Below are 26,446 nucleotides of genomic sequence, written 5' to 3' on the forward strand. Positions count from 1 at the left end.
GCGCACCACTCCTGTCCAGCGGACTTCCTGAGGCGATGCGAACGCTTCCACCCCGTCGAGACAGGCTCTAATACCCGCTCGCCTGCCCGTCCTTCCGCATTTCCGTCGCGCCCGTGTAGACCCCGGTCGCGGGATCGCGGGCGATGATCTGGTAGCCGCCGAAGGGGATGCCGGTGCTCTCGACCTCGACCTTGTGGCCCATCGCCTTCAAGGCCTCGACCGTCGCCGCCGGAATCCCGGGCTCGACCTGCAGCACGCCGAGCATGTCGACCGGCGCGGTGTCGGCGGGGGTGCCGGCGAGCGCATCGGTCGGCTGGCGGCCGCCATCGTGGTGGAGCCGCGCGGCATCGCCCGCCTCCTGCAGGTTCATCCCGTAATCGACGAGGTTCACCAGCACCTGCACATGCCCCTGCGGCTGCATCCCCCCGCCCATCAGCCCGAAGCTCGCCCAGGGCTTGCCGTCCTTTTTGATGAAGGCCGGGATGATCGTCTGGAACGGCCGCTTTGCCGGCGCATAGGCGTTGGGGTGCGCGGGATCGAGGCTGTAGAGCTCGCCGCGGTCCTGGAACATGAAGCCGAGCCCGTCGGGCACCAGCCCGCTCCCCATCCCGCGATAGTTGGACTGGATCAGGCTCACCATCATGCCCGAGCTGTCGGCGACGGTCATGTAGGTGGTGTCGCCCTCACCCTCGAGCTTCGGGGCGACGAGGGCGCCGGGGGAGAAGGCGGGGGTTGCGCGGGCCGGATCGATCAGGGCGAAGCGCTGCTTGCCGTATTCATCGGTCAGCAGCTCCGCCGGAGTCCTCGCGAAATCGGGATCGGCATAGAAGCGCGCCGCATCCTCGAAGGCGAGGCGCTTGGCCTCGGTGATGTAGTGGAGCACCTGCGGGCTACCGCGCTCCCACTGGCTCAGATCGACGTTCTTGAGAATGTTGACCATCTGCAGCGCCGCGAAGCCTTGCGAGTTGGGCGGCAGTTCGCACAGCTCGTAGCCCTTGCGATAGGTGACGCAGGCCACGTCCACCCACGTGCTCTTGTGCGCGGCAAAATCCTTGAGCGTGAAGGCGCTGCCCTGCCGCCCGAGGTAGTCGACCATCACCTTTGCAAGCTGGCCCTTGTAGAAGGCATCGCGCCCGCCTTTCGCAATCGTCTCCAGCGTATTGCCGAGGTCGGGGTTGCGGAACATTGCGCCCGGCTTCGGCGCGCGGCCATCCTTGAAATAGGTCGCGCGGGCGTTGGCGAGGTCGAAGGGGACGCTCTTCTGCAACCGCTCGAAGCTTTGCAGGTTGCGCTCGAAATACATCGCGATCACCGGCGCCACCGGATGGCCCTCGCGCGCATAGCGGATCGCGGGGGCGAGCACCTGCTCCATCGGCAGCTTGCCGTAGCGCGCGTGCATCTCGAACCACGCATCGACCGTGCCGGGGATGGTGACGGGCAGCGGCCCGACGGGCGGCAGATTGGTTGCGCCCTCGGGGAGCTTGGCCTTGAGCTGCGCCAGCGTCTGCCCCGATGGCGAGCGGCCCGAGCCGTTGAGGCCCACCAGCTCGCCCGTCTTCGGATCGAGCACGATCGCGAACAGATCCCCGCCGATGCCGTTGCCGGTGGGCTCCATCAGGCCCAATGCCGCGTTGGCGGCGATCGCCGCATCGACCGCAGAACCGCCCGCCTTGAGGATATCGAGCGCGATCTGCGTTGCCAGCGGGTGGGCGGTCGCGGCCATGCCGTGCGGGGCGATCACGGGGCTGCGGCTCCACTGCGCCCCCACCGGCCGCGCGCCCGGGCCGATGCCCTGGGTCGCTTGCGGCGTGGTGTCGGCGTGCGCGGGGGCGGGGCTTGCGGCCTCCTGCGCGATCAGCGGCGTGGCGGCGAGAGCGGCGGCTCCGGCAAGGAGCATCATGGCGGGTTTCAGCATGGCGCGGCACCCTAATCGCGCCGCGCCCTCGCGCAAGTCTCAGCCGAAGGCCAGCACCTGCATCAACCGGCCGGGGACGAGGAAGGCGGCAAGGCCGGGCAGCATCAGCGCGGTCAGATAGGTGCGCGCCAGATGGTTCTTGTGCGCCTTGAGGTCGCCCGCCCGCGCGGTCGCCATCACCTTCCACGCGGCATGGAAGGTCAGCGGCACGAAGAGGTGGATCCAGCTGAAGCTCCCGCTCGACTTGATGAAGATCGCCGAGGTGGCGGTGACCAGCATCAGCACCATCCAGAGCTTGCCGAGCTGCTTGTGCGACGCGGTGCCCTTCTTCGCCAGCAGCAGATATCCGCCCAGCGGAATGGTCGGCAGCACGGCGGCGACGTGGATGACGATCGGGAGCTTGGCGTAATAGCCGACATCCGGCGCCAGCCCCAGCGCCGCGCGGCCCAGCGCCCAGATGATCGCGAAGCTCATGGTGAAGCAGGCGAGGCTGATCGCGGTGCGGGCGGCGGGGCCGATGTCGAAGCCGGGCTTTGCACTGGCGGCGCGGGTGGTGAAGGGCAGGGCGAGGGTGGTCATGGCGTTACTCCCGGTGGCGGTTGGCACTGTCTGGCAACCGGAATGCCGCCGCGCCGCTTGCGGGCAACCGCGCCTTCGCGGGCGGGCGCAGCCATGCGTGAAATGTCCGCAAATCGCGGGGCCTGCCACTTTACGAAGCGCGAACGGGCGGTCAGGAATGCGGGCCATGTCGCAAGCAGAGCTCCCGCAGGTCACGCCCCGCCACACGCTGGCGCGCCGGATCGTGGTCGATCTGGCGGCGATGACCGTGATCGGGGTGTTCCTCGCGATCCTCGGCCCCTTCGGCAGCATCGCCGCGCCTTTTGCCGAGCGGCTGGTGACTTGGCTCGGCTTCGCGTGGCTCGGCTATGCCTGCTACCGCCCGATGCAGAGCATCGCCACCTGGGGCGAGCGGGCGCTAGCGCTGCCGCGCTGGGGCGTGCTGGTGGCGGCGGTGCTGGTGGGCACGGTGCCGATGACATTTGCGGTGATCGCGGTGAACTGCCTTGGCACGGGCCGCTGGAGCTGGCCGGGGCTCGAGGTCTGGACGGGCACCTATTTCTCGGTGCTGGTGATCGGCGGCGCGGTGACGGCGCTGTTCAATCTGGTGCAGGGGCGGCCTGCGTCCGAGATTGCCCCGGTGCCGATGCCGATGCCGGCCCCCGCGCCGGAGCCCGAGCCTGCCGCGCCGCCTCCGCCGCCTCCCCCTGCGGCGCCGCCCGCCAATCCGCTGCTCGACCAGCTCCCCGCCGAACTCGGCAGCACCATCGTCGCACTGGAGATGGAGGACCACTATGTCCGCGTCCACACGATGCTGGGATCGGCGCTGGTGCTGATGCGGCTGCGCGATGCGATGGCGCTGGTGGGGGAGATCGAGGGGATGCAGGTCCACCGCAGCTGGTGGGTCGCGCGCGCCGCGGTCGAGGATGTGCTGCGCGAGGGCCGCAATGTCCGCCTGAAGCTGCCGCGCGGGATCGAGGCTCCCGTCGCCCGCGCCAATGTCGCGGCGCTGAAGGACGCGCGCTGGATCTAGCGCGCCAAAGAAAAAGGCCCCCGGTGTCGCCACCGGAGGCCCTTTTGCGTCAGCCTGTCACCGCTCAGGCGTGGTACTTGGCGTAGCTCACGTCGAAGCGGTCCGCGTTCATCACCTTGGTCCAGGCCGAGATGAAGTCGCACACGAACTTGCCCTCGTTCCCGCTCTCGGCATAGACCTCGGCCTGCGCGCGCAGGATCGAGTTGGAGCCGAAGACGAGATCAGTGCGGGTCGCGCGCCACTTTTCCTCGCCCGTCGCGCGGTCGACGCCGACATATTCCTCGTCCCCACTGTCATCGACCGGCGACCACTTGGTCCCCATGTCGAGCAGGTTGCGGAAGAAGTCGGGCGTGAGCTTGCCCGGGGTCTCGGTCAGCACGCCGATGCGGTGGCCGTGGTGGGCGTGATCGCTCACCGCGCCCAGCGCCCGCATCCCGCCGACCAGCACGGTCATCTCGGGGATCGACAGGCCGAGCAGGTGTGCCCGGTCGATCAGCATTTCCTCGGTGCGGACCTGCGCCTTGGTCTTGAGGTAGTTGCGGAAGCCGTCGGCGAAGGGCTCGAGCGGCTCGAAGCTCGCAGCATCCGTGTGCTCCTCGGTCGCATCGCCGCGACCGCCGAGGAAGGGCACGGTGACATCGAAGCCCGCGTCCTTCGCTGCCTTCTCGACCGCGGCCGAACCCGCCAGCACGATCGCGTCAGCCATGCTCAGCGAGCCGCGATGGGCTTCGATGGTGTCGAGCACCTTCGAAAGCTCCGCCGGGTCATTGACCGCCCACGAGCGCTGCGGCTCGAGCCGGATGCGCGCGCCGTTGGCCCCGCCGCGGTGGTCGGAGTTGCGATAGGTCGAGGCCGAGGCCCAGGCCGCCTTGACCAGCTCGCGCACCGACAGGCCCGAGTTCAGGATCGCGTCCTTGAAGCGCGCCACTTCGGCGTCCGAGGGCGTGGTGCCCGCCGGAACCGGGTCCTGCCAGATCAGCGTCTCTTCCGGCACTTCCGGCCCGAGGTAGCGGATCTTGGGGCCCATGTCGCGGTGGCACAGCTTGAACCACGCGCGGGCGAAGGCATCGTCCAATGCCGCCTGATCGTTCAGAAACCGCTCGGAGATCTTGCGATATTCCGGATCGTTCTTGAGCGCCATGTCGGCGGTGGTCATCATGGTCGGCACCTTCTTCGACGGGTCGCGCGCGTCGGGGGCCATGTCTTCGGGATCGGGGTTGATCGGCTGCCACTGGTGGGCACCGGCGGGCGACTTCACCAGCTCGAAGTCATACTTGAACAGCAGCCGGAAGTAGTCGTTGCCCCACTGGGTCGGGTTCGGCGTCCACGCGCCCTCGATCCCCGAGGTGGTGATGTTGCCCTTCGCGATCTCGTCGGCGTCGTTGAGCCAGCCGAAGCCCATCAGGTGCAGGTCCTCGCTCTCCGGAGCGCCGCCGAAGGTGTCAGCGGGGTGCGCGCCGTGGGCCTTGCCGAAGGCGTGACCGCCAGCGGTGAGCGCGACGGTTTCCTCGTCGTTCATCGCCATGCGGGCGAAGGTCTCGCGCATGTCGCGGGCCATGCCCTCGGGGTCATGCGGGTTGCCCTGCGGCCCTTCGGGGTTGACGTAGATGAGGCCCATCTGGATCGCGGCGAGCGGGTTTTCGAGCGCGCGGCCTTCCTTGGGGTGGATGCGGGTGGGAACGCCCTCGTTGACCCACTGCTCCTCGGTGCCCCAGTAGACGCTCTCGGGCTCGAACACGTCGGCGCGGCCGCCGCCGAAGCCGAACACCGGGCCGCCCATGCTCTCGATCGCGACATTGCCGGCGAGGATGAAGAGGTCGGCCCAGCTGATGTTCTTGCCGTATTTCTGCTTGATCGGCCAAAGGAGCCGGCGCGCCTTGTCGAGGTTGCCGTTGTCAGGCCACGAGTTGAGCGGGGCGAAACGCTGCTGCCCGCTGTTGGCGCCGCCGCGCCCGTCACCGGTGCGGTAGGTGCCCGCTGCGTGCCAGGCCATGCGGATGAAGAACGGGCCATAATGGCCATAGTCCGCCGGCCACCAGGGCTGGCTGTCGGTCATCAGCGCGGTCAGATCGGCCTTGAGGGCGTTGTAATCGAGCGCATTGAAGGCTTCGGCGTAGTCGAAGTCCTCGCCATAGGGATTGGCGCTCTTGCCGCCTTCCTTGAGAATGTCGACCTGCAGCGCCTGCGGCCACCAGTCGCGGTTGGTGCGGCCCAGCAGGTTGCGCAGATCCACGCCGCCGTGGAACGGGCAACCCCCGCTCATCTCTCCGGTTTTTGCGTCCATGATGTGTCTCCTCTCACATGGCGAAAATGCAGACTCGCGTCGCTGCCGCGTAGCCTATGGGGAGAGAATGACGCTTTCAGGATAGTGCGTCCAATCGATTAATGCGCGTTTTTTGATTGAGCGGGGCGATTAATCGAGGGGCGGTCATGAAAAAGGGACGAGCCTTTTTCAGGCCCATCCCTAACCCCTCCCGCAAGCGGGAGGGGAGTATCAGCGCCACCAGTCCCCCTCCCGCTTGCGGGAGGGGTTAGGGGTGGGAATGTAGCTTACGCAGCCTGCGCGACTTCCTCCACCGGCTCATTCCGGATCAGGAAGTCGAACGCGCCCAGGCCCGCCTTCGCGCCTTCGCCCATCGCGACGACGATCTGCTTGTGCGGCACGGTGGTGCAGTCGCCCGCGGCGTAGATGCCGGGGATGTTGGTTGCGCCGTGATCGTCGGTGACGATCTCGCCGAACTTCGACAGCTCCAGACCCGTCTCGCGCAGCCATTCGGTGTTGGGGACGAGGCCGATCTGGACGAACACGCCCTCCAGATCGATCCGGCGCTCGTCACCATTGGCGCGGTTCTTGACCACGAGGCCGCTGACCTTGCCGTTCGCGCCGAGGATTTCGGTGGTCTGGCCGTTGGTGACGATCTCGACATTCGGGAGCGAGCGCAGCTTGCGCTGGAGCACCTCGTCGGCGCGCAGCTTGGTGTCGAACTCGATCAGGGTGACGTGGCCGACGATCATCGCAAGGTCGATCGCCGCTTCGACGCCGGAGTTGCCGCCGCCGATCACCGCGATGCGCTTGCCCTTGAACAGGGGGCCATCGCAGTGCGGGCAATAGGCCACGCCCTTGTTGCGATACTCCGCCTCGCCCGGCACGCCGAGATTGCGCCAGCGCGCGCCGGTGGAGAGGATCAGCGAACGCGCCTTGAGGGTGGCGCCGTTCGCCATCACGACTTCATGATAGCCGCCCACGTCCTTCGCCGCGCGCAGCTCCACCGCGCGGGCGAGGTCCATCAGGTCGATGTCATACTCGCCGACGTGCTTCTTGAGGCTGTCGGTCAGCTTCGGGCCCTCGGTATAGGGTGTGCCGGGGAGGTTCTCGATCCCGAGCGTGTCCATCAGCTGCCCGCCGAAGCGTTCGGCGGCGATGCCGGTGCGGAAGCCCTTGCGCGCGGTATAAACCGCCGCCGCCGCGCCCGCCGGGCCGCCGCCGATCACCAGCACCTCGAACGGCGCCTTGGCGGCGAGCTTTTCGGCCTGCTTCGCATCGGCATTGGTGTCGAGCTTCGACAGGATCTCGGCCAGCTCCATCTTGCCGTTGTAGAACGGCTCGCCGTTGAGGAAGGTCGCGGGCACGGCCATGATGTCGCGGCGCTCGACTTCCTCCTGGAAGGTGCCGCCCTCGATCAGGGTCGCGGTGATGCGCGGGTTCTCGAGCGCCATCAGCGTCAGCGCCTGCACCACGTCGGGGCAGTTGTGGCACGACAGCGAGAAGAACATCTCGAAGTGGTAGTCGCCTTCCAGCGCGCGCACCTGCTCGATCAGGTCGGCATCGACCTTGGGCGGGTGGCCGCCGGCCCACAGCAGGGCGAGGACGAGCGAAGTGAATTCGTGGCCCATCGGCAGGCCGGCGAAACGCACCCATTTTTCCGCATCGCTCGCGCGGCGAATGACGAAGCTGGGCTTGCGGGCGTCGGTGCCGTCGAAGCGCGCGGTGACGAGGTCGTGGAGCGATGCGATCTGTTCGATCAGCTGGCGGGTCTGGCGCGACTTCTCGCTGTCATCCAGCGAGGCGACCAGTTCTATCCCTTCGCGAAGGTTGCCGAGATAGGTCTTGAGCTGGGCCTGCATGGCGGCGTCGAGCATGGGTGTCCTCCGGGCGCGGGGAGAGGCCGCGCGGGTCAATGGGGATGTGATCCGGGTATCGGGTAACGCGGGACCGGATGCCGCCGCCGCCCGCAAAGGGGGGAGGTGGGGCGGGGGACATCCGGTCCCGGCTACGACCCGAGGGCTCTTTGAATGGCTCTCGGGATTTGCGGCCGGCGCGGAGCCTTGGGGGGAGGGGAGAGGCTCCCGCGCCTGCCGAGGGTGTGGCCGTGTGGCCTTAGATCTTGCCGACCAGGTCGAGCGAGGGGGCGAGGGTCTCCGCGCCTTCTTCCCACGCCGCCGGGCAGACCTGACCGGGGTTGGCGCGCACGTACTGCGCGGCCTTGATCTTGCGGGTCAGTTCGTTGGCATTGCGGCCGACGCCTTCGCAGGTGATTTCCATGATCTGGATCACGCCGTCCGGATCGACCACGAAGGTCGCGCGGTCGGCAAGGCCGACGCCTTCACGCAGCACGCCGAAGTTGTTCGACAGCACGTGGTTCTGGTCGCCCAGGAACGGGAAGGTCAGCTTGCCGATCTTGTCCGAGGTGTCGCTCCAGGCCTTGTGGCTGAAGTGCGTGTCGGTCGAGACGGCATAGACTTCCACGCCCATCGCCTGCAGCGTGCCGTACTTTTCGCCCATGTCTTCCAGCTCGGTCGGGCACACGAAGGTGAAGTCGGCCGGGTAGAAGAAGAACACCGACCACTTGCCGGCGAGATCGGCGTCGGTGACGGTGAAGAAGTCCTTGCCCTTCTGGAAGGCGGTGGCGGTGAACGGCTTGAGGGTCGAACCGATGATACCCATGGGAGTTTGTCCTTTTGTCGGGTGGTTGAGAGGGTTGAAACTGACGGTGCCCAAATAGGAAGTTTTGCGCTGCACAAAAGTGGATTTGTGCGATTGCGAAAATCGCTTTTTTCAATCTGTGGGGCGGGAACCAATCGGATTTTCGCTAATATGGGCGAGCCGCCCGCGCCATCCGGTATCTAACCCATGTTATTCTTGTGTGCGACAAAGCGTGCTGAAAGCGCCATAAATCGCGATCTCGCTGTAATCGCGTCAGAGGCGCGGTGCCATGCAAACGGTTGCGCAATAATATTGTTTCAATAATTCCAAGAATTGAAAAACAAAAAGTAATATTATCAATCGGCTAACTATCGTAAAATTTGCAACTGACGCCCCGATATGCAATGAAAGTCCGTAAGGCGGGGGCCAATAACTTTACAAATGCGAAAGTAACCGGATGTCCGAGGAATATGCCAAGCCTGCCATTGCGCCGGTCGCGTTCGATTTCGACGGTTCGCGGCTCGAGGCGGGGCAGAATACCATCGGTTTATCGAGCATGGATGTGCTGGGTATCGTGCAATCGGCCTTCAATGAAATCGGCCCCGCCAATGAGCAGATCGTCGCGATCAAGCGCGCGGTTATGGACGAGGTTTCCGAAGGAAAGCTCGCCCATGCCCTGCGCACCGCGATCGTCGGTGCGGCCAAGGCGGGCTGCACCTGCTGCGCCTGACGCGCGGCGCAGGCGCTTGCCTGCCCCCTTGCCCGTCGCGGGCTCGCTGCTATCCCGCTGTCCATGCGAATTCTGCTGACAGGCGCGTCAGGCTGGCTCGGCCGTTTCCTCGCGCCGATGCTGCGCGCCGCCGGGCATGACCTTCACGGGCTCGACATCGCACCGGGGGCGCACACCGACACGATCGGCAGCGTCGCCGATGCCGCGCTGGTCGGGCACCTGTTCGCCGCGCACCGCTTCGAAGGCGTGATCCACGCCGGCGCGCTGCACAAGCCCGACATCGTCCGCTACCCCGCGCAGGCCTTCATCGACGTCAATGTCACTGGCACGCTCAATCTGCTCGAGGCGGCGGTGCGGCACGGCGCGGACCGCTTCGTCTTCACCTCCACCACCTCGCTGATGATCACCCGCGCGATCCGCGCCGAGGCGGGCGATGCGGCGGTGTGGCTCGACGAGACCTCCGGGCCGCTGGCGCCGCGCAACATCTACGGCGTCACCAAGCGCTCGGCCGAGGAGCTGTGCCGCTTGTGGCACGACCTCCACGGATTGCCGGTTATCGCCCTGCGCGTCGCGCGCTTCTTTCCCGAGGATGACGACACCCACGCCGTCCCCGCGGGCGAGAACCTCAAGGCGAACGAGTTCCTCAACCGCCGTCTGACAGTCGAGGACTGCGCCGCCGCCCACATCGCCGCGCTCGAGGCCGCGCCGCGGGTGGGATGGGGCATCTATGTCGTGAGCGCCCCGCCCCCCTTCACCAACGCCGACGCCGCACGGCTCAAGACGGATGCGGCGGGCCTTGTCGCCGAGCGCTTCCCCGATGCCCCCGCCCTCTATGCCGCGCGCGGCCGGGTGCTGCCGCAGAGCATCGGGCGGGTCTACGATCCTTCTGCCATCGAACGCGACCTCGGCTTCCGCTGTTCGACGGACTTCGCGGCGGTGCTGGCTGCGCTGAAGGCGTGCGGCCCGCTGCCCTTCACCCACGATCCCGCTTACGTCCCGCCCAAGGAGCTGGGGCGCTGATCGTCAGCCGACCTGAGCGCGGTGCAGCAGCTTGTGGTCGGCCAGCACCAGCGCCATCATCGCCTCGACGACGGGGGTGCCGCGGATGCCGACGCAGGGGTCGTGGCGGCCCTTGGTGACAACCTCCACCGCCTCGCCTGCCGAGTTGATCGACTCCACAGGCGTCAGGATCGAGGAGGTCGGCTTGAAGGCGACGCGGCACACCACCGGCTGCCCGGTCGAGATGCCGCCTGCCGTGCCGCCCGCATGGTTGGCGAGGAATTCGGGCTTGCCGTCCGCACCGGGGCGCATCCGGTCGGCGTTTTCCTCGCCCGAGAGGCGCGCGGCCTCGAAACCGTCGCCGATTTCGACGCCCTTGACCGCGTTGATGCTCATCATCGCGGCGGCCAGATCGCTGTCGAGCTTGGCGTAGATCGGCGCGCCCCAGCCGGCAGGGACGCCGGTGGCGACGCATTCGACGATCGCGCCCAATGACGATCCGGCCTTGCGCGCGGCATCGACCTTCTCCTCCCAGCGCTTGGCGGCAGCGGGGTCGGGGCAGAAGAAGGGGTTGTTGGCGATCTCGGCGTAGTCGATGTTGGCCGGGTCGATCCGGTCGCCGCCGAGTTCGCAGACATAGGCGGTGATCGTCACCTCGGGGATCACCAGCCGCGCCACCGCGCCCGCCGCGACCCGCGCCGCCGTCTCGCGCGCCGAGGAGCGCCCGCCGCCGCGATAGTCACGGATGCCGTACTTGGCGTCATAGGCGTAGTCGGCATGGCCCGGGCGATAGCGCTGGGCGATCTCGCTATAGTCCTTGCTGCGCTGGTCGGTGTTCTCGATCATCAGGCTGATCGGCGTGCCGGTGGTCTTGCCCTCGAACACTCCGGAGAGGATCCGCACCAGATCGTCCTCGCGCCGCTGGGTGGTGAAGCGGCTGGTGCCGGGCTTGCGCGCATCAAGGAAGGGCTGGATGAACTCCTCGCTGATCGCGAGCCCCGGCGGGCACCCGTCGACGACCGCGCCCAATGCGGGCCCGTGGCTCTCTCCCCAGGTGGTGAAGCGCAGCACGCGCCCGAAGGTGTTCCAGCTCATGGGAGTGCCATCTGGCGCAAGTGTGGGCATCTGTCCATAAAGGCTGGACGCCGTTTGCGGCTTGGGGCAGGAACAAACCATGATCGCGAAGCTATCGGGCAGACTGGATGCGACCGGCGAGGACTGGGCCGTGGTCGATGTGGGCGGGGTGGGCTACCTCGTCCATTGCTCCAGCCGCACGCTGGCAGCGCTGGGCGAAGTGGGCGAGGCCTGCACCGTCCACACCGAATTGCAGGTGAGCGAGAACGACATGCGCCTGCTGGGCTTTGCGGAGGCTTCCGAGCGCGACTGGTTCCGCCTGCTTACGGGCGTGCAGGGGGTGGGGAGCAAGGTCGGCCTCGCAATCCTCTCCGCGCTCTCGACCGGAGAACTGCGCGACGCCTGCGGGCGCGGCGACGCGGCGATGGTCGCGCGGGCGCAAGGCGTGGGGCCGAAGCTGGCGGGCCGGATCGTCAACGAGCTCAAGGACAAGGCCGGCGGGATGCCGGGCGGCTCGGGCGGGTTTGCCGTCTCGGCTGCCGCCGCCCCCGCAGGTAGCAAAGGCGCGGACGCGGCGAGCGCTCTCGAAAACCTCGGCTTCAAGCCTGCGGTGGCGGCGCAAGCCGTGGCGCGGGCTTTGGAGGAGTTGGGCGAGGGTGCGAGCGAGGGCGATCTCATCCGCGTGGCGCTGAAGAAGGCGGCTGGGTGATGCATAATCAGGTTTCCAAAATGATGGAGTTTGTCGCCCGCTGTGCCGAACCAGATAAGCTGAGGCAGATTGCCAAGAACGCCGAGGCAGGTGGCGAGCCTTCCCTGGCTTTGGCCGCGCGCCTTCGGCTTTACGAGGTGCTCCCCGCAGAGAAACCCGGTACTCTTGAGCACGCAGTCTGGCAGTCGATTTACGCGCTCGAGGACGTTTTGAAGCAGGAGCGCGGGAAAACCATTCTTCTCGCCCGAACTCGCCAGAAAATCGCACGGCATGGCGAAGTCCGGTGTGTCGCAGACCTTGTGACCGGACCACCATCCGATGGATTCCAGATGTTGCTCGACCGAGATATGCTTGACCTCTCTTTCGAGGCCGTCGCGCTGAAGTTTCCCGACAAGTTTGAGCAGACTACTCTGGATGCGGCACGGTCACGGTTGGATGCAGTAGGGTATAGCGCTTGACTGACCCCCTCCACTCCCCCACCCGCCAACCCGGCGACCCCGACGCGGCCCTGCGCCCGCGTCGCCTTGCCGAGTTCGTCGGGCAGGAAGCCGCCAAGGGGAACCTCGCCGTCTTCATCGCGGCCGCGCGCGCGCGGGGGGAGGCGATGGACCATACCTTGTTCTTCGGCCCTCCCGGCCTCGGCAAGACCACGCTGGCGCAGATCATCGCGGGCGAGCTCGGCGTCGGTTTCCGCGCCACCTCCGGCCCCGTCATCGCCAAGGCGGGCGATCTCGCCGCGCTGCTGACCAATCTCGAACCGCATGACGTGCTGTTCATCGACGAGATCCACCGCCTCTCGCCTGTGGTCGAGGAGGTGCTCTATCCCGCGATGGAGGACCGCGCGCTCGATCTCATCATCGGCGAGGGGCCCTCGGCGCGCTCTGTACGCATCGACCTTCCGCCTTTCACCCTGATCGGGGCGACCACGCGCCAAGGCCTGCTGACCACGCCGCTGCGCGACCGCTTCGGCATTCCCGTCAGGCTCAACTTCTACACCCACGAGGAGCTGGAGCGCGTGGTCACCCGCGCGGCGGGGCTGATGGGCCTCGCCATCGCGCCCGACGGTGCGCACGAGATCGCCCGCCGCTCGCGCGGGACGCCGCGTGTGGCCGGACGCCTGCTCCGCCGTGTGCGCGACTTCGCCGATGTTGCGGGCAGCAGCACCGTCACCCGCCATGTGGCCGACGAGGCGCTCACCCGGCTCGAGATCGACCGCCTCGGTCTCGACCTGATGGACCGCCGCTACCTCACCATGATCGCCACCACCTACAAGGGCGGCCCGGTGGGGATCGAGACGCTGGCGGCTGGCCTCGCCGAGCCGCGCGACACGGTCGAGGAGGTGGTCGAGCCCTATCTGATCCAGCTCGGCCTCGTCGCGCGCACGGCTAGGGGGCGCGTTCTCAACGATGCCGGATGGGCGCATCTCGAAATGACCCCGCCCAGAGAATCACCCCCGGCCCAGTCCGGCCTGTTCGAAGACTGAGTCGCCGCCGCCCGGCAATCGGCGGCCCCCGCGCGTTAACCAATCGGCTAACGGCACCCCCTTTTTCGGTGCCAGTTCGGGACAGCCTGCCCGAAATCCCGCGATTCCGGGGCGATTCCGGCCACTTCCCGGGCCGCTGCTTGGTTAACCCGATTGCCCCTGTCCGGCTTCTGCCATCAAAAGAAAGCTGGATTTGGAGGAATTGCGGCCACCCCGCGCCCCTCCCAGGCAAACAGGGTATACGACCATGTCGCTCAAACTGGCCATCGCGAAGCTGTCCGCCGCTGCGGCGGGTGTCGCATTGTTGCAAGGCGGCGCGGTGCGCATGGCCGAGCCGATGAACACCGACCAGCCCGACTTCGCGACCAAGATCGACGGCAAGCTGATCCAGGTCGATCCGGTCACCGGCGCGCGCTACATCAAGACGACGCGCGAGCGGGTGATCGCGGTTCCGGAGGAGCGCCGCCGCCGCATCGTCGAGCGCACGGTGGAATGCCAGCCGGTCGGCCCGGCCGGTCAGGGCGGTGCTGCGAGCCTGCCTGCGGGCGCGGTGAATGCCTATTACGATGCGGCCGCGTGCCCGCCGCTCGCGCAGATCGCCTACATGCCCGCACCGCTTCCGCCGCTTCCGCCGATTTCGGGCGGCGGTGGCCCGGGCGGCGGCTGGGGTGGCGGTTTCGGCGGCGGCTTCGGTGGCGGTCTCGGCTTCGGCGGGGGCTTCTTCGGCGGCTTCTTCGGCGGTGGCGGTTCGTCCTCGGGCGACGTTTCGGTCTCCACCACCACCTCGACCTCGGGCAGCACCAGCGGTTCGAGCAGCGGTTCGAGCGGCGTGGTGATCGATATCGACATCGACAATTCGACCTCGACGACCTCGTCCTCGGGCCAGTTCAGCTCGACCACCACCTCGTCCTCGGGCGTGGTGACCTCGTCGACCGGTCAGGTGTCGAGCAGCACCGGGCAGGTTTCCAGCAGCACGGGCCAGGTCTCGAGCAGCACCGGCCAGGTGTCGAGCACCAGCAGCACCGGCGCGGTCAGCAGCAGCACCGGTCAGGTGTCGAGCACCAGCTCGTCGGGCAATGTCTCGTCCTCGACCGGGCAGGTGTCCTCGTCGGGCAACGTGTCGAGCTCGACCGGCCAGGTCTCGTCCTCGTCGGGTAACGTCAGCTCGTCGGGCAATGTGTCGAGCTCCTCGGGCAATGTCAGCTCGTCGACCGGCGCGGTGTCGAGCTCGGGCTCGTCGTCTTCGTCTTCCTCGTCGAGTTCGTCTTCGTCCTCGTCGTCTTCCTCCTCCTCGTCCTCGTCGGGCGGGAGCAGTGGCAAGCCGGGCACCAGCTCGGGCGGATCGGGTTCGTCGTCCTCGGGTTCGTCGAGCGGCAGCTCGTCGTCGTCCTCCTCGGGCAGCAGCTCGTCCTCGTCCTCGGGCGGGGCGACCAGCGGCGGTTCGTCGGGCGACATGACCAGCAGCACCAGCACCTCGGGCTCGTCGTCCTCGTCGTCGTCGAGCAGCAGCTCCTCGTCTTCCTCGGGCAGCAGCAGCGGGTCTTCGGGATCGAGCTCGTCGAGCGGCAGCAGCAGCTCGTCGTCCTCATCGTCTTCCTCCTCCTCGTCGAGCAGCAGCAGCGGCTCCTCGGGTGGCCACGACGTGCCGGCCCCGCCGATGACGATCCTGTTCGGCCTTGCCGCCGCTGCGATCCTCGGACGCCGCAAGCTGGTCGGCTGAGCAGGGCACCACGCGCAAAACGAAAGGGCGGCCTTGCGGGGCCGCCCTTTTCGTTTGCGCGCTATGATTTGCCTTGCGGCTTACTTCGCGTCCGGCTTGTCGACCGGCTGGCCCGCGGCTTCCCAGGCGAGGATCCCGCCCTCAAGATGCTCGACCGGCTTGCCCGTCACTTCGGCGAGCTTCTCTGCCGCGATCGCCGAGCGGCGGCCCGAACGGCAGTAGAGCACCACCTCGCGCCCGTCCGACAGGTCGAGCTTCTCGGCATTGAAGCGGTCGAGCGCGATGTGCTCTGCGCCCGGGATCGTGCCCTCCGCCACTTCGGCATCGGTGCGCACGTCGATCAGGCGGACATTGCCCGCCTTGATCCGCGCGGCGAGTTCCTCGGGGGTCAGCGGCACCAGCGGTTCGGCGGGGGCGGCATCGGCGGCGGGTTCGGCCGAACCATCCGCCGCCGTGCCTGCAAAGGCCAGCTCGAAACCGAGCGGGGCCGAAGGGGCATCACGCTTGCCGCTATTCTCGCTCGGCTCGCCCCCGCAGGCCGAAAGCGCCAGCAGCAGCGGCGCCAGCGGCAGGGCGGGGGACAGAAGAAGAGCCCAAGAAGATACGGTGCGACCGCGCGTCATGCCTCTCCTTATGCCGCAAGTTTGCGCAGAACGTAATGGAGAATGCCGCCGTGGCGGTAATATTCCATTTCGTTTGCGGTATCGATGCGACACAGGGCGGTGAAGCTGAACTGCGTGCCATCCTCGCGGGTGACTTCGACGGTGACGTCCTGACCCGGCACGAGGTCAGCCAGACCACGGATCGAGAAGGTGTCGGTCGCCGCAAGGCCGAGGGTCTGGCGGGTGTCGCCTTCCTTGAACTGCAGCGGCAGCACGCCCATGCCGACGAGGTTCGAGCGGTGGATGCGCTCGAAGCTTTCGACGATCACCATCCGCACGCCGAGCAGGATCGTTCCCTTGGCCGCCCAGTCGCGCGAGGAGCCGGTGCCGTATTCCTTGCCGCCGATCACCACGAGCGGCGTGCCGTCTTCCTTGTGCTTCATCGCCGCGTCGTAGATTGGCATGGTCTCGCCCGCGTAGGTCGAGAAGCCGCCTTCGACGCCCGGGACCATCTCGTTCTTGATGCGGATGTTGGCGAAGGTGCCGCGCATCATCACTTCGTGGTGGCCACGGCGCGAGCCGTAGGAGTTGAAGTCCTTCTTGGTGACCTGATTGCTCATCAGGAACTTGCCCGCGGGGCTGTCTTCCTTGATCGAGCCGGCCGGCGAGATGTGGTCGGTGGTGACCGAATCGCCGAGGATCGCCAACGGCTTGGCATCGACGATGTCGGTGATCGGCGCCGGGGTCATGGTCATGCCCTCGAAATAGGGCGGGTTGGCGACGTAGGTCGAACCGGCGCGCCAGGTGTAGGTGTCCGACGGGGCGACGGTGATCGCCTGCCAGTGCTCGTCCCCGTCATAGACGTTGGCGTAGCGGGTTTCGAACATCGAGCGGTCGATATTGGCGGCGCGGTGCTCGGCGATTTCCGCGTTGGTCGGCCACAGGTCGGCGAGCATGACGGGCGCGCCGTTCTGGTCGTGGCCGATCGGGGTGGTGGTAATGTCCTCGGTCACGGTGCCTTTCAGCGCATAGGCTACCACCAGCGGCGGCGAGGCGAGGAAGTTGGCGCGCACGTCGGGGCTGACGCGGCCCTCGAAGTTGCGGTTGCCCGAGAGCACCGAGGCGGCGACGATGTCATTGCCGTTGATCGCGGCGCTGATCGGTGCCGCCAGCGGCCCGGAGTTGCCGATGCAGGTGGTGCAGCCATAGCCGACGAGGTCGAAGCCGACCGCATCGAGGTGCTCCTGCAGGCCCGACTTCACGAGGTAGTCGGTCACCACCTGCGAGCCCGGTGCCAGCGAGGTCTTGACCCACGGCTTGGGCTTAAGACCCTTCTCGTTCGCCTTCTTGGCGACGAGGCCGGCGGCGATCAGCACGTCGGGGTTCGAGGTGTTGGTGCAGGAAGTGATCGCCGCGATCACCACGTCGCCGTCACCGATGTCGTGGTCCTTGCCCTCGACGCCGACACGCGCCGGGGCGCTCTTGCCGTAGACCTTCGTGAGGTCGGAATTGAACAGGTCGTCGACCTCCTGGAGGATCACCTTGTCCTGCGGGCGCTTGGGGCCGGCGAGGCTGGGGACGACGGCCGCCATGTCGAGCGACAGGGTCTTGGTGAAGACCGGCTCGTTGGCGGGATCGAACCACATGCCCTGCGCCTTGGCATAGGCTTCGACCAGCGCGATGGTTTCCTCGCTGCGGCCAGTGAGGCGCAGGTAATCGAGGGTCTTGTCGTCGATCCCGAAGAAGCCGCAGGTCGCGCCGTATTCGGGGGCCATGTTGGCGATGGTCGCGCGGTCGGCGAGGGTGAGGTTGGCGACGCCCGGGCCGTAGAATTCGACGAAGCGGCCGACGACGCCGACGTTGCGGAGCATCTGCACGCAGGTCAGCACAAGGTCGGTCGCGGTCACGCCTTCGGCCATCGCGCCTTCGAGGTAGAAGCCGACCACTTCGGGGATCAGCATCGAGACCGGCTGACCGAGCATCGCGGCTTCCGCCTCGATCCCGCCCACGCCCCAGCCCAGCACGCCGAGGCCGTTGATCATGGTGGTGTGGCTGTCGGTGCCGACGCAGGTATCGGGATAGGCCACGGTCACGCCGTCAGGGCCTTCCGACGACCACACCGCGCGGGCGAGGTGTTCGAGGTTCACCTGGTGGCAGATCCCGGTGCCCGGGGGCACGGCGGTGAAGTTCTGGAAGCTCTTCGAGCCCCACTTGAGGAAGTCGTAGCGCTCGGCATTGCGCTCGTATTCGAGCGCCATGTTGGCTTCCATCGCCTTGGGGTGGCCGAATTCGTCGACCATCACCGAGTGGTCGATCACGAGGTTCACAGGGACCAGCGGGTTGATCTTGGCGGTATCGCCGCCGAGCTTCTTGATCGCATCGCGCATGGCCGCCAGGTCGACCACGCAGGGCACGCCGGTGAAGTCCTGAAGCAGCACGCGCGCCGGGCGGTACTGGATTTCCTCGCCGGTGGTGGGGTTCTTCTGCCAGTCGACCAGCGCCTGGATGTGCGAGCGATCGACCGTGAAGCCGCCGTCCTCGAAGCGCAGCAGGTTTTCGAGCAGCACCTTCATCGAAATCGGCAGCTTGCTGATGTCGCCCAGCTGCTCTGCGGCTTTCGCGAGCGAGTAATAGGCATACTGCTTGCCGTTAACGTCAAGCATCTGGCGGGTGCCGAGCGAGTCCTGGCCGATTGCGGTCATGGGAGGGTTCCGTCCTTTCGATTGGCCCGCCCCCGATCCACCAAGGGCGCGGTATATGCCCGCGCTCCTGCGCGCACACGCGCGCGAGGTCAAGGGGGTGAGGACTACGGCTTTTGTCTCAGGTCGCGGTGACGCTAGGGCACTCGGGCGCGGCGTCAGGTGCGGGGCGCGGCGCACGGGCGGCGATCCAGCAGCCGGTGACGATCAGCGCGGTTCCCGCGAGCGTCGGCCACGTCACCGCCTCGCGGAAAAACAGCCAGCCGAACAGCGCCGCCCAGACGAAGCCCGAATACTCGGTCGGCACCAGCACATTGGCCTCGGCGCGGGCATAGGCCCAGGCGATGGCGGTGGAGCCGCACACGGTCAGCAGCGCCGCCACGCCGAGCGGCAGCAGCGCGTCGGGGTGCGGCATCTCCCAGAAGAACGGGGCAAGCGTGAGCAGCACGACCCCGCTGACCGCGCTGTGGAAGGTCGCGATCTCCATCGGTCCGGCGACCTGCGCCTGCCGCCGGATGACGATGAAATTGTAGGCATAGAGCAGCGCCGAGACGAACAGCGAGGCAACGCCCAGCGCCGCCTCCGCATCGAACTGCCCTTGCCCCACGCGCCCGCCAACGATCACCAGCGTCCCCGCAAAGCCGAGCACGCTCGCCCCGATTGCGTGGCGGCTGATCGTCTCGCCCAGCAGCACGCGGGCGAGGTAGAGCGCGATCAGCGGGGCAATGAAGCTGAGCGCGATCGCCTCGGCCAGCGGCAGGACGGTGATCGAGTAGAAGAAGGTCAGCGCCATGAAGGCCGAGACCACCCCGCGCTCGAGATGCAGCTTCCACACCGCCTGCGAGGGCATCCGCCCGCCGCGGGCGAGCCACAGGGGCGCGATCAGGCCTGCGCCCATGAAGGCGCGCAGCACGGTCGCCGTATAGGCGCCGACCAGCAGCGCGGCGGTCTTCATGAAGGCGTCCATCAGCGACAGGAAGCCGACTCCCAGCAGCGCGACGGCGAAGGGCAGCAAGGCGTGGTTCCGGAACGGCATGACCGCGTCCATAGTCGCCCGCGGCGCGAAGGTCACACCGGAAGTCACAGGGGTGTGAACATTAATGCAGGTGAAAGCCAAGGTGGTTGATAGGGGCAGGGCGCTGCGGGTAAGATCGCGGTAACGATGGTGCGGCCGGTTTGCGGCGCGCACGGGGCGAAAAGGCAAGACAGGTAATGATGAGGTTCTCGGGCAAACTGGCGGGCGGCGTGGCCATTGCCGCGCTGGTGGCAACCGCTACGGCAGCGCTGGCGCAGGACGGCGCTGCGGCGCGCGCACAGCCGGCGCCTGCTTCGACGCCCGTCCCCGCTCCGGCTCCCAAGAGCTCGGATGCTTTCACGCAGGCATTCCCGCAGACCACCGTCTCGCAGCCGGTGGTGCAGGGCGGCCTGCGCATCGACGCGCCGCTGGTGCAGACCTGGACCGTGGCGCAGGCGCAGCAGCTCGTCTCGGTGATCGAGGGCATCGGGGCCGAGGGTCTCGACCCCAAGGACTATGATCTCCAGCCGCTCAAGGTCGCGATTGCGTCCGGCCCCTCGGCCGAGCTCAACCAGATCGCCTCGCAGAGCTTTGTCTGGCTGGTCGAGGACCTGCGCGACGGGCGCACCCCGATGGAGGCGCGCACCCAGTGGTTCGTGGTCGATCCGGACCGCGATGCGAACCCCTCGGGCAATGTGCTGGCCGACGCGCTCAAGAGCAATGACATCGCCGGCACGCTGGCCAAGCTCAACCCGACCCACCCCGACTATGCGCGCCTCAAGGCGGAGCTGGCCGTCACCTCCGACGGGCAGGTCGCCAAGCGCAAGCTGATCCGCGCCAACATGGACCGCTGGCGCTGGCTCGCGCGCGATCTCGGCTCGCAATACCTCATCACGAACGTGCCCGAGTTCCAGCTGCGGCTGACGGTCAAGAACAAGATCATCAGCACCTACCGCACGATCGTCGGCAAGCCGGGCCGCACCGCGACCCCGCAGCTCGCCGAGACGATCGAGGGCGTGATCTTCAACCCGACCTGGACGGTGCCGCAGTCGATCGTGAAGGGCGAGGGGCTGGGTGCCAAGGTGCTCGCCAACCCCGCGTGGGGCAAGCGCAACGGCTATGTCGCGACCAAGGGCGCGAACGGCTATGTCACCGTGGTGCAGCAGCCCGGGCCGGGCAACTCGCTCGGCATGATGAAGCTCGAGATGCCCAACGAGCATGCGATCTTCTTCCATGACACGCCCTCGCGCCACCTGTTCGCCAACGACTTTCGCGCGCTCTCGCACGGCTGCGTGCGGACCGAGCGCGCGCTCGAGCTGGCGATGACGATGGCGATCCTCGGCAAGGGTGCGACCAAGCAGGAAGCGGTCGCGATCTCGACCTCGGGCAAGTACACCCGCGTCAACCTGCAGAAGCAGTGGGCCGCCTACATCACCTATTTCACCATGGCGACCGACATCAACGGCGAGCTGTCGACCTTCAAGGACATCTATGGCCGCGATGCGCCGGTGCTCGCCAGCCTCGACAAGCCGCGTGTGCGCAACCGCTCGGCTGCGCCGACCAGCGAGGTGATCGTGATCGAGGACGACCTCAAGGACACCTAGGCCGCGGGCCCGCGCTCCGGCTCGGCGAAGGGGCTGAAGCTGCGCGCCGCGAGAACGGCGCGGCGGTAGAGAATGGCCGCAGGCAGGGCATAGGCCGAAATCAGCGCGCCCAGCAGCAGATGCTCGGTGCTGAGTGGCGCGAGGCCAGCGATAACCCCCGCAGCGACCGTTCCGGCAGCCACCGCAATCGCCACAGCCACGCCCATCCCGAACGGCGTGTCCAGCCGGCCGCGCAGCAGCCACGCGACCGGCACGCCGAACAGGGCGATGTAGAAGGCACAAAACACGGTGCCGACGAGGGTCATCATCAAGCCGACACCGAGCGCGCCCCACAGTACGGCGAACGACATGTCAGAGAGCGCGAAATCGCCCCTGCCGAGACCTGCGATCGCGAATCCCGTCAGCGAGAGCGCCGAGCCGATCGCGGCGGCCTGCAAGCTGGCGGGCAGGACCCCGGCAATCGGCGAAATGACGTTGAGCTCGAACCCGGCGTAACTCGGGCGGTAGGCCATGCCTCAGTACGCGGTCGCGACCGGGCGCGAGGGCAGGTCGAGCGGCTGGCGGTCGATCATCGCCAGCGGCGGGAGCGGCTGGATCGAGCCGTCTTCCTCCAGCCCGAGGCTGTCGGCATAGAGCAGACGCCCGCCCGACAGGTGCAACAGCGCCTCGCGGAACTGTTCGGTCCCCATCGCGAAGCAGCCGTTGGAGCGGCCGAGGCGGCCGTACTTGGCGAGGTGCGCATCCTCGGCATAGTCGGCGTGGTGCATCACGATGTAGCGTTGCAACGCCGCGCTGTTGGTCTCGTCGAGCCCGCCGAGCCGCACCGAGGTCCCGTAGCGGCCCTTGTACCACTCCCACGTGACATAGGCCCCGCGGCTGGTTGCGTTCGAGCCTTCGGTGTTCGAGAACTGCTTGAGCCACCCGTCATGCTGCGGGTCGGAGCCCTGCCCATGGCACACGTGATAGGACTGCACCTCGGAGCGTTCGAGGTTGACGAAGTGGAAGCGCGGCTTGGCCGAATGGAGGCCAAAATCGGCGATCCCCACCACATCGTGCCGCCAGATCGAATTGCCGTGGCGCAGCAGCTCGCGCTTGGCGATCTCGAACAGGATGCGGTCGCGCGGGGTGCCGGGCATCACCGAGGCGAACAGGCGCGAAGGCAGCGCAAGCGCCGCGCCCGCAGCGAGGGTGCCTTTCAGGATGTCGCGACGCTTCATTATCTCCGTAACGTAAACCGCAGGGCCTGCGTTCCCAATAAGGGCTCGCGCATCCTATCGTAGGTTAGTCTCACTTCATCGCGGGCGGTGCCGGAAATGCGGTGTTTGCGTCCGCCATCGCCAGCATCGAGGCGACATGGCGCGCGGCGACCTCGGCCGGATCATCGCCATATCCGCCGCCCAAGGCGCTCGCCACGGGAAGGGCGCGCTTGCGGGCCTCGGTGATGACGAAGCGGTCGCGCGCGGCCAGCCCCGCATCGCTCAACGCGAGCCGCCCGAGTTTGTCGTCGACGTGCGGATCGACGCCTGCCTGATAGAGCACGAAGTCGGGCGCGAAGCTTTCGATCACCTGCGGCAGGTGTCGGGTCAGCACCGCCATGTAGCCCTCGTCGTCCATCCCGTCCGGCAGGCCGATATCGAGACTGGAGCGGGCCTTCCTCACGGGAAAATTCTTCTCGGCATGGATCGAAAGCGTGAAGACATCCTCACGCCCCGCCATGAGGCTTGCCGTGCCGTCGCCCTGGTGCACGTCGAGGTCGACGATCAGCACGCGGGCGGCGTGGCGTTCGGCGATCAGGCGGTTGGCGGTGACGGCGAGGTCGTTGAACACGCAGTAGCCCGCGCCGGTATCGTGCAGCGCGTGGTGGCTCCCCGCAGCGGAGTTCGCGGCATAGCCGTGCGTGCGCGCCAGTTGTGCGGCGAGCCAGGTGCCGCCGTTGGTGTGGCGCACGCGTGAGGTGATCGCGGGGGTGACGGGGAAGCCAATGCGCCGCTCCTTGGCGCGGGGGACTTCGGCGCGGAACACTTCGTCGACATAGTCGGGGCAGTGCACCGCTTCGAGCCACTCCCGCGGCATCGGCTCGGGGGCGTGCTCGGTGATCGGCGCAGCACTCGCCCGCAGCGCCTCCATCACCAGCCAGTACTTGTCGAAACGGAAGGTGCCGCGCTCTGGGCGGGGGGCCATGTAATCGGCGTGGTGGACGACGTGGAGCATCGCCCCCGCCTCAGATCCAGCCCGAATGCTCGGCGAGGATCTTTACGCCAAGGCCGATCAGGATCACGCCGCCGATGCGCTCGGCCCATTCGCCCAGATGATCGCCCGCGCGGCGGCCGAGCACCACGCCCGCACCGCTCATGGCGAAGGTGACAAGCCCGATCAGTGCCACCGCGATCCACGGCGTCACGCCGAGCGCGGGGAGCGTGATCCCGGCGGCAAGCGCATCGATACTGGTCGCCACGCCCGCCAGCAGCAGCGCGCGCCCGGTCAGCGCGTGGCTCGCTTCCTCGTCGCCGACATGGCCGCCGAGCATCCGCACCCCGAGAAAGGCTAGCAGACCGAAGGCGATCCAGTGATCGACCGCCTCGACATAGACCAGCGCCACCGCCCCGATCGCCCACCCGGCGAGCGGCATCAGCGCCTGGAACACCCCGAAGGTGAGCGCGATCGCCAGTCCCCCGCGCAGCGAGGGGCGGAACTTGGCCCCCTGCGTCAGCGCGACGGCAAAGGCGTCCATTGCGAGCGCGAGGGCGAGGAGAAGGGCTTCGATCATGGCGCAGGCCTGTCGGCGAGCGCGGTCAGCTCGTCAAGGATGGCGTCCTCGTTGCGGCTGGCCGCATTGCGCCAGCTGACAGCGGTGTCGAGGTTCAGCGCCTTGCCTTCGGGCGTGAGCACCAGCAGGGCCGGGGTGCCCGGGACATCCGCGAGGCCGAAGCGTTTGGCGATGTCGAGATTGCGGCCCTCTCCGGTCTGGGGAATGCCGACGTCGACATAGACCACCTCGTAGCGCGCGGCGGTGAGCGCGGCGAAGCGCGGGGTTTCGAGCCATCCGGCAAGCGCGCGGCTGTCATGGCACCAGTTCGCGCCCATCACCAGCAGCACCCGCTTGCCGTTCGCGGCGGCGCGGGCGAGCGCGGCGTCGACATCGGCGCTGGCATCGGCGGTGGCGGAATAGGCGCGCGCTTCGGGATGCGCCGGCGCGTCAGGCACGCTCGCACAGGAGGCGAGCGCCAGCGCGAGGCCGGTGGCCAGCAGGGCGCGGATCACTCTGCGGCTTCGGCGGGGGTCGCGTGGGGATCGAAGGCGGTGGCTTCCCCGCGCTCGATCGCGGCGGCCTTTTCCTCGACCAGCTTGACGATGTGTTCGAGCATCGCCTCGTCGTCGATGGCGTGGGCCTTCATGCCCGACAGGTAGACCATGTGCTTGCCGTTGCCGCCGCCGGTGAGGCCAATATCGGTCTCGCGCGCTTCGCCAGGGCCGTTGACGACGCAGCCGAGCACCGAGAGGCTCATGGGGGTCTTGATGTGTTCGAGCCGCTTTTCGAGCGTCTCGACAGTGCGGATCACGTCGAAGCCCTGGCGCGAGCACGAGGGGCACGAGACCACCCGCACGCCGCGGGTTCTGAGGCCGAGAGCCTTCAGCATCTCGAAGCCGACCTTGATCTCCTGTTCCGGCTCCGCAGACAGCGAGACACGGATGGTGTCGCCGATCCCGGCCCACAGCAGGCTGCCGATGCCGATGCTCGACTTGACCGTCCCGCCGATCAGCCCGCCCGCCTCTGTGATGCCGAGGTGCAGCGGGCAATCGACCGTCTCGGCGAGGCCATGATAGGCCGCGACCGCGAGGAACACATCGGAGGCCTTCACCGCCACCTTGTATTCGTGGAAGTCGTGATCCTGCAGCAGCTTGATGTGATCAAGCGCGCTTTCGATCAGCGCTTCGGGGCAGGGCTCGCCGTATTTCTCGAGCAGGTCCTTCTCGAGGCTGCCGGCGTTCACCCCGATGCGGATCGCGCAGCCGTTGGCTTTGGCGGCACGCACCACTTCGGCGACGCGGTCGGCCGAGCCGATATTGCCCGGGTTGATGCGCAGGCACGCCGCGCCCGCATCGGCCGCTTCGAGCGCGCGCTTGTAGTGGAAGTGGATGTCGGCGACGATGGGAATGCGCGCGGCGCGCGTGATCTTCTTGAAATCGCGGGTCGATTCTTCCGTGGGGCAGGACACGCGGATGATGTCGGCGCCCACCTCTTCGCAGCGGCGGATCTGGTCGATCGTCGCCTTGACGTCTTCGGTGGGGGTGTTGGTCATGGTCTGCACGGTGATGGGAGCATCACCGCCAACGGGGACATTCCCCACCATGATCTGGCGCGATTTGCGCCGCTCGATCGTGCGCCACGGACGGATGGAAGACATGGGGGCGCATATAGGCCGCAATGCGCGCGGGAGCAATGACCCGCGCAGGCGGCGGCGCTTAACTGCAACTCTCGCAATTGTCGTATATTGGAGCATAGGCCGCATTCCCCGTCTCGCAGGCGGCCTCGGGCAGCTATTTGTTAGGAATTGAGGCCGAAGGCAGGCTGGCCGTCTTCGAACGGCGACAGGAACGGGTAGGCATGATCACCAAGGGCGATCTGAAGCAGGCGGTCATCGACGTCGCGCTCTCGCGCGCGATGCACCGCGTGCTGATGCTGATCGTGCCCTATGCCTGCGTGCTGGTCGGCCTCGATGTCGCCGCGCACTACGGCGATGCGACCGGCGCCTATCTGCCGGTGCAGTTCTTCATGTCCGAGGACCATTCCTTCGGCGAGTTCCTCGAATATTCCATGACCGGATCGGCTGCGCTGCTGATGCTGCTGCGCTGGCAGCGCGCCCGCGCGCCCTTCTATCTGGCGAGTGCGATCCTGTTCGCCTGGCTGACGATCGACAACTGGGTCGAGGTGCACGAGCAGGTCGGCCTTGCGCTCGCCCCCGTGCTGCCGGTGCCTGCGTGGCTGCCGCTCAAGGCCAATCATCTGGGCGAGCTGTTCTTCTTCGCCGCAGTCGGCGCGGTGTGGCTGGCGGGGACGGTCTCGGCCTATTGGCGCTCGGAAAAGCGCGAGGCGGTCTACGGCCTGATGATCGGGGCCTGCATCGTTCTGACTGCGGTGTTCGGGGTGTTTATCGATACCCTCACCTCGCTCGGCGAGCATACGCCCAACGTGCTCAACTTCCTCGCCTTCCTCGAGGACGAGGGCGAGTTCACGATGCTGATGCTGACCTTCGCGGTGAGCGTCGGGATCTACGATGTCGAGCGGCGGAGCGACACCGCTGCCGCGGGCACGCCCAAGGGCCTGCGCACCGCCAGCGCTTGACTTCGCTCTCCCGCGCGGCAGTCTCGTCGCGGCCAAG

General features: G+C 67.4%; 26 protein-coding genes. 8 read left to right on the forward strand and 18 right to left on the reverse strand.

Features of this window, described 5'->3' with window-relative positions:
- Positions 1–67 precede the first annotated feature (67 nt).
- Together BZF57_RS13410 and BZF57_RS13415 are read right to left on the reverse strand one after the other, a co-directional pair.
- Entirely contained in the window at positions 68–1,915 is a 1,848-nt protein-coding gene (locus BZF57_RS13410) for a gamma-glutamyltransferase family protein (protein WP_086738786.1), read from the reverse strand.
- Positions 1,916–1,954: 39 nt separating this feature from the next.
- The gene (locus BZF57_RS13415) at positions 1,955–2,494 is read right to left on the reverse strand and encodes a DUF2306 domain-containing protein (RefSeq protein ID WP_086738788.1); all 540 of its coding nucleotides are present in this window, start codon (positions 2,492–2,494) and stop codon (positions 1,955–1,957) included.
- Between the two features lie 166 nt (positions 2,495–2,660).
- On the opposite strand from BZF57_RS13415, the gene BZF57_RS13420 reads away from it, so the two are divergent.
- On the forward strand, positions 2,661–3,506 hold the full coding sequence (locus tag BZF57_RS13420) for a LytTR family DNA-binding domain-containing protein (protein ID WP_086738790.1): 846 nt from the start codon (positions 2,661–2,663) through the stop codon (positions 3,504–3,506).
- Positions 3,507–3,570: 64 nt separating this feature from the next.
- Here the strand turns inward: BZF57_RS13420 and katG are convergent, their stop codons facing one another.
- From katG to ahpC, 3 genes are all read right to left on the reverse strand, one after another.
- Complete coding sequence (katG, locus tag BZF57_RS13425) at positions 3,571–5,790, reverse strand: catalase/peroxidase HPI (protein ID WP_086738792.1); 2,220 nt, start codon at positions 5,788–5,790, stop codon at positions 3,571–3,573.
- Between the two features lie 266 nt (positions 5,791–6,056).
- A complete protein-coding gene (gene ahpF / locus BZF57_RS13430) occupies positions 6,057–7,646 on the reverse strand; it encodes an alkyl hydroperoxide reductase subunit F (RefSeq protein ID WP_086738795.1) in 1,590 nt (529 codons plus the stop codon).
- Positions 7,647–7,884: 238 nt separating this feature from the next.
- On the reverse strand, positions 7,885–8,451 hold the full coding sequence (gene ahpC / locus BZF57_RS13435) for an alkyl hydroperoxide reductase subunit C (RefSeq protein WP_086738797.1): 567 nt from the start codon (positions 8,449–8,451) through the stop codon (positions 7,885–7,887).
- Between the two features lie 436 nt (positions 8,452–8,887).
- On the opposite strand from ahpC, the gene BZF57_RS13440 reads away from it, so the two are divergent.
- Entirely contained in the window at positions 8,888–9,160 is a 273-nt protein-coding gene (locus tag BZF57_RS13440; RefSeq protein WP_086738799.1) for a hypothetical protein, read from the forward strand.
- Positions 9,161–9,223: 63 nt separating this feature from the next.
- The gene (locus BZF57_RS13445) at positions 9,224–10,180 is read left to right on the forward strand and encodes an NAD-dependent epimerase/dehydratase family protein (RefSeq protein ID WP_086738801.1); all 957 of its coding nucleotides are present in this window, start codon (positions 9,224–9,226) and stop codon (positions 10,178–10,180) included.
- A 3-nt stretch (positions 10,181–10,183) separates the two neighbouring features.
- Here BZF57_RS13445 and aroC read toward each other — a convergent pair whose 3' ends face one another.
- Positions 10,184–11,254 carry a chorismate synthase gene (gene aroC, locus BZF57_RS13450; RefSeq protein WP_086738803.1) on the reverse strand — a complete coding sequence of 357 codons (1,071 nt, stop codon included), beginning with the start codon at positions 11,252–11,254 and terminating at the stop codon, positions 10,184–10,186.
- A 79-nt stretch (positions 11,255–11,333) separates the two neighbouring features.
- On the opposite strand from aroC, the gene ruvA reads away from it, so the two are divergent.
- Genes ruvA through ruvB form a run of 3 tightly spaced genes read left to right on the forward strand, consistent with a single transcriptional unit; the run spans position 11,334 to position 13,425 of the window.
- Positions 11,334–11,942 carry a Holliday junction branch migration protein RuvA gene (gene ruvA / locus BZF57_RS13455; protein WP_086738806.1) on the forward strand — a complete coding sequence of 203 codons (609 nt, stop codon included), beginning with the start codon at positions 11,334–11,336 and terminating at the stop codon, positions 11,940–11,942.
- Positions 11,942–12,400, forward strand: a complete 459-nt coding sequence (locus BZF57_RS13460) for a hypothetical protein (RefSeq protein WP_086738808.1) — start codon at positions 11,942–11,944, stop codon at positions 12,398–12,400. Before ruvA ends, BZF57_RS13460 begins: the two co-directional genes overlap by 1 nt.
- A complete protein-coding gene (gene ruvB / locus BZF57_RS13465; protein ID WP_086738810.1) occupies positions 12,397–13,425 on the forward strand; it encodes a Holliday junction branch migration DNA helicase RuvB in 1,029 nt (342 codons plus the stop codon). Before BZF57_RS13460 ends, ruvB begins: the two co-directional genes overlap by 4 nt.
- A 144-nt stretch (positions 13,426–13,569) precedes the next feature.
- Here the strand turns inward: ruvB and BZF57_RS20815 are convergent, their stop codons facing one another.
- The 6 genes from BZF57_RS20815 to BZF57_RS13490 form a co-directional block, all read right to left on the reverse strand.
- A complete protein-coding gene (locus tag BZF57_RS20815; protein ID WP_143738501.1) occupies positions 13,570–13,830 on the reverse strand; it encodes a hypothetical protein in 261 nt (86 codons plus the stop codon).
- 195 nt (positions 13,831–14,025) lie between these two features.
- A complete protein-coding gene (locus BZF57_RS21535; RefSeq protein ID WP_206073264.1) occupies positions 14,026–14,325 on the reverse strand; it encodes a hypothetical protein in 300 nt (99 codons plus the stop codon).
- A gap of 147 nt (positions 14,326–14,472) precedes the next feature.
- Positions 14,473–15,132 carry a hypothetical protein gene (locus BZF57_RS21540; protein ID WP_206073265.1) on the reverse strand — a complete coding sequence of 220 codons (660 nt, stop codon included), beginning with the start codon at positions 15,130–15,132 and terminating at the stop codon, positions 14,473–14,475.
- 93 nt (positions 15,133–15,225) lie between these two features.
- Entirely contained in the window at positions 15,226–15,768 is a 543-nt protein-coding gene (locus tag BZF57_RS13480) for a rhodanese-like domain-containing protein (protein ID WP_086738812.1), read from the reverse strand.
- Between the two features lie 8 nt (positions 15,769–15,776).
- Positions 15,777–18,449 (reverse strand): aconitate hydratase AcnA, encoded by a 2,673-nt coding sequence (acnA, locus tag BZF57_RS13485; protein ID WP_086738814.1) that lies wholly within the window; start codon positions 18,447–18,449, stop codon positions 15,777–15,779.
- A gap of 118 nt (positions 18,450–18,567) precedes the next feature.
- The gene (locus BZF57_RS13490) at positions 18,568–19,482 is read right to left on the reverse strand and encodes a DMT family transporter (protein ID WP_086738983.1); all 915 of its coding nucleotides are present in this window, start codon (positions 19,480–19,482) and stop codon (positions 18,568–18,570) included.
- 176 nt (positions 19,483–19,658) lie between these two features.
- Between BZF57_RS13490 and BZF57_RS13495 the strand changes: the two genes are divergently transcribed.
- The gene (locus BZF57_RS13495) at positions 19,659–21,065 is read left to right on the forward strand and encodes a L,D-transpeptidase family protein (RefSeq protein ID WP_240505987.1); all 1,407 of its coding nucleotides are present in this window, start codon (positions 19,659–19,661) and stop codon (positions 21,063–21,065) included.
- Here the strand turns inward: BZF57_RS13495 and BZF57_RS13500 are convergent.
- The 6 genes from BZF57_RS13500 to ispG form a co-directional block, all read right to left on the reverse strand.
- Positions 21,062–21,577 (reverse strand): hypothetical protein, encoded by a 516-nt coding sequence (locus BZF57_RS13500; protein ID WP_086738816.1) that lies wholly within the window; start codon positions 21,575–21,577, stop codon positions 21,062–21,064. The genes BZF57_RS13495 and BZF57_RS13500 overlap by 4 nt on opposite strands.
- 3 nt (positions 21,578–21,580) lie before the next feature.
- On the reverse strand, positions 21,581–22,282 hold the full coding sequence (locus tag BZF57_RS13505) for a murein L,D-transpeptidase catalytic domain-containing protein (protein ID WP_086738818.1): 702 nt from the start codon (positions 22,280–22,282) through the stop codon (positions 21,581–21,583).
- Between the two features lie 70 nt (positions 22,283–22,352).
- A complete protein-coding gene (locus tag BZF57_RS13510; protein ID WP_086738820.1) occupies positions 22,353–23,276 on the reverse strand; it encodes a histone deacetylase family protein in 924 nt (307 codons plus the stop codon).
- Positions 23,277–23,286: 10 nt separating this feature from the next.
- Positions 23,287–23,832 (reverse strand): manganese efflux pump MntP, encoded by a 546-nt coding sequence (locus tag BZF57_RS13515; protein ID WP_086738822.1) that lies wholly within the window; start codon positions 23,830–23,832, stop codon positions 23,287–23,289.
- Positions 23,829–24,326, reverse strand: coding sequence for a thioredoxin family protein (locus BZF57_RS13520; RefSeq protein WP_086738824.1), 498 nt, complete (start codon positions 24,324–24,326; stop codon positions 23,829–23,831). Before BZF57_RS13520 ends, BZF57_RS13515 begins: the two co-directional genes overlap by 4 nt.
- Entirely contained in the window at positions 24,323–25,471 is a 1,149-nt protein-coding gene (ispG, locus tag BZF57_RS13525) for a flavodoxin-dependent (E)-4-hydroxy-3-methylbut-2-enyl-diphosphate synthase (RefSeq protein WP_086738826.1), read from the reverse strand. The genes BZF57_RS13520 and ispG overlap by 4 nt, the downstream gene beginning before the upstream one ends.
- 200 nt (positions 25,472–25,671) lie before the next feature.
- Between ispG and BZF57_RS13530 the strand changes: the two genes are divergently transcribed.
- Complete coding sequence (locus BZF57_RS13530; RefSeq protein WP_086738828.1) at positions 25,672–26,409, forward strand: hypothetical protein; 738 nt, start codon at positions 25,672–25,674, stop codon at positions 26,407–26,409.
- The last annotated feature ends 37 nt before the right edge of the window (positions 26,410–26,446 follow it).

It is taken from the genome of Erythrobacter colymbi (assembly GCF_002155685.1).
GTDB classification, from domain to species: Bacteria; Pseudomonadota; Alphaproteobacteria; order Sphingomonadales; family Sphingomonadaceae; genus Erythrobacter; species Erythrobacter colymbi.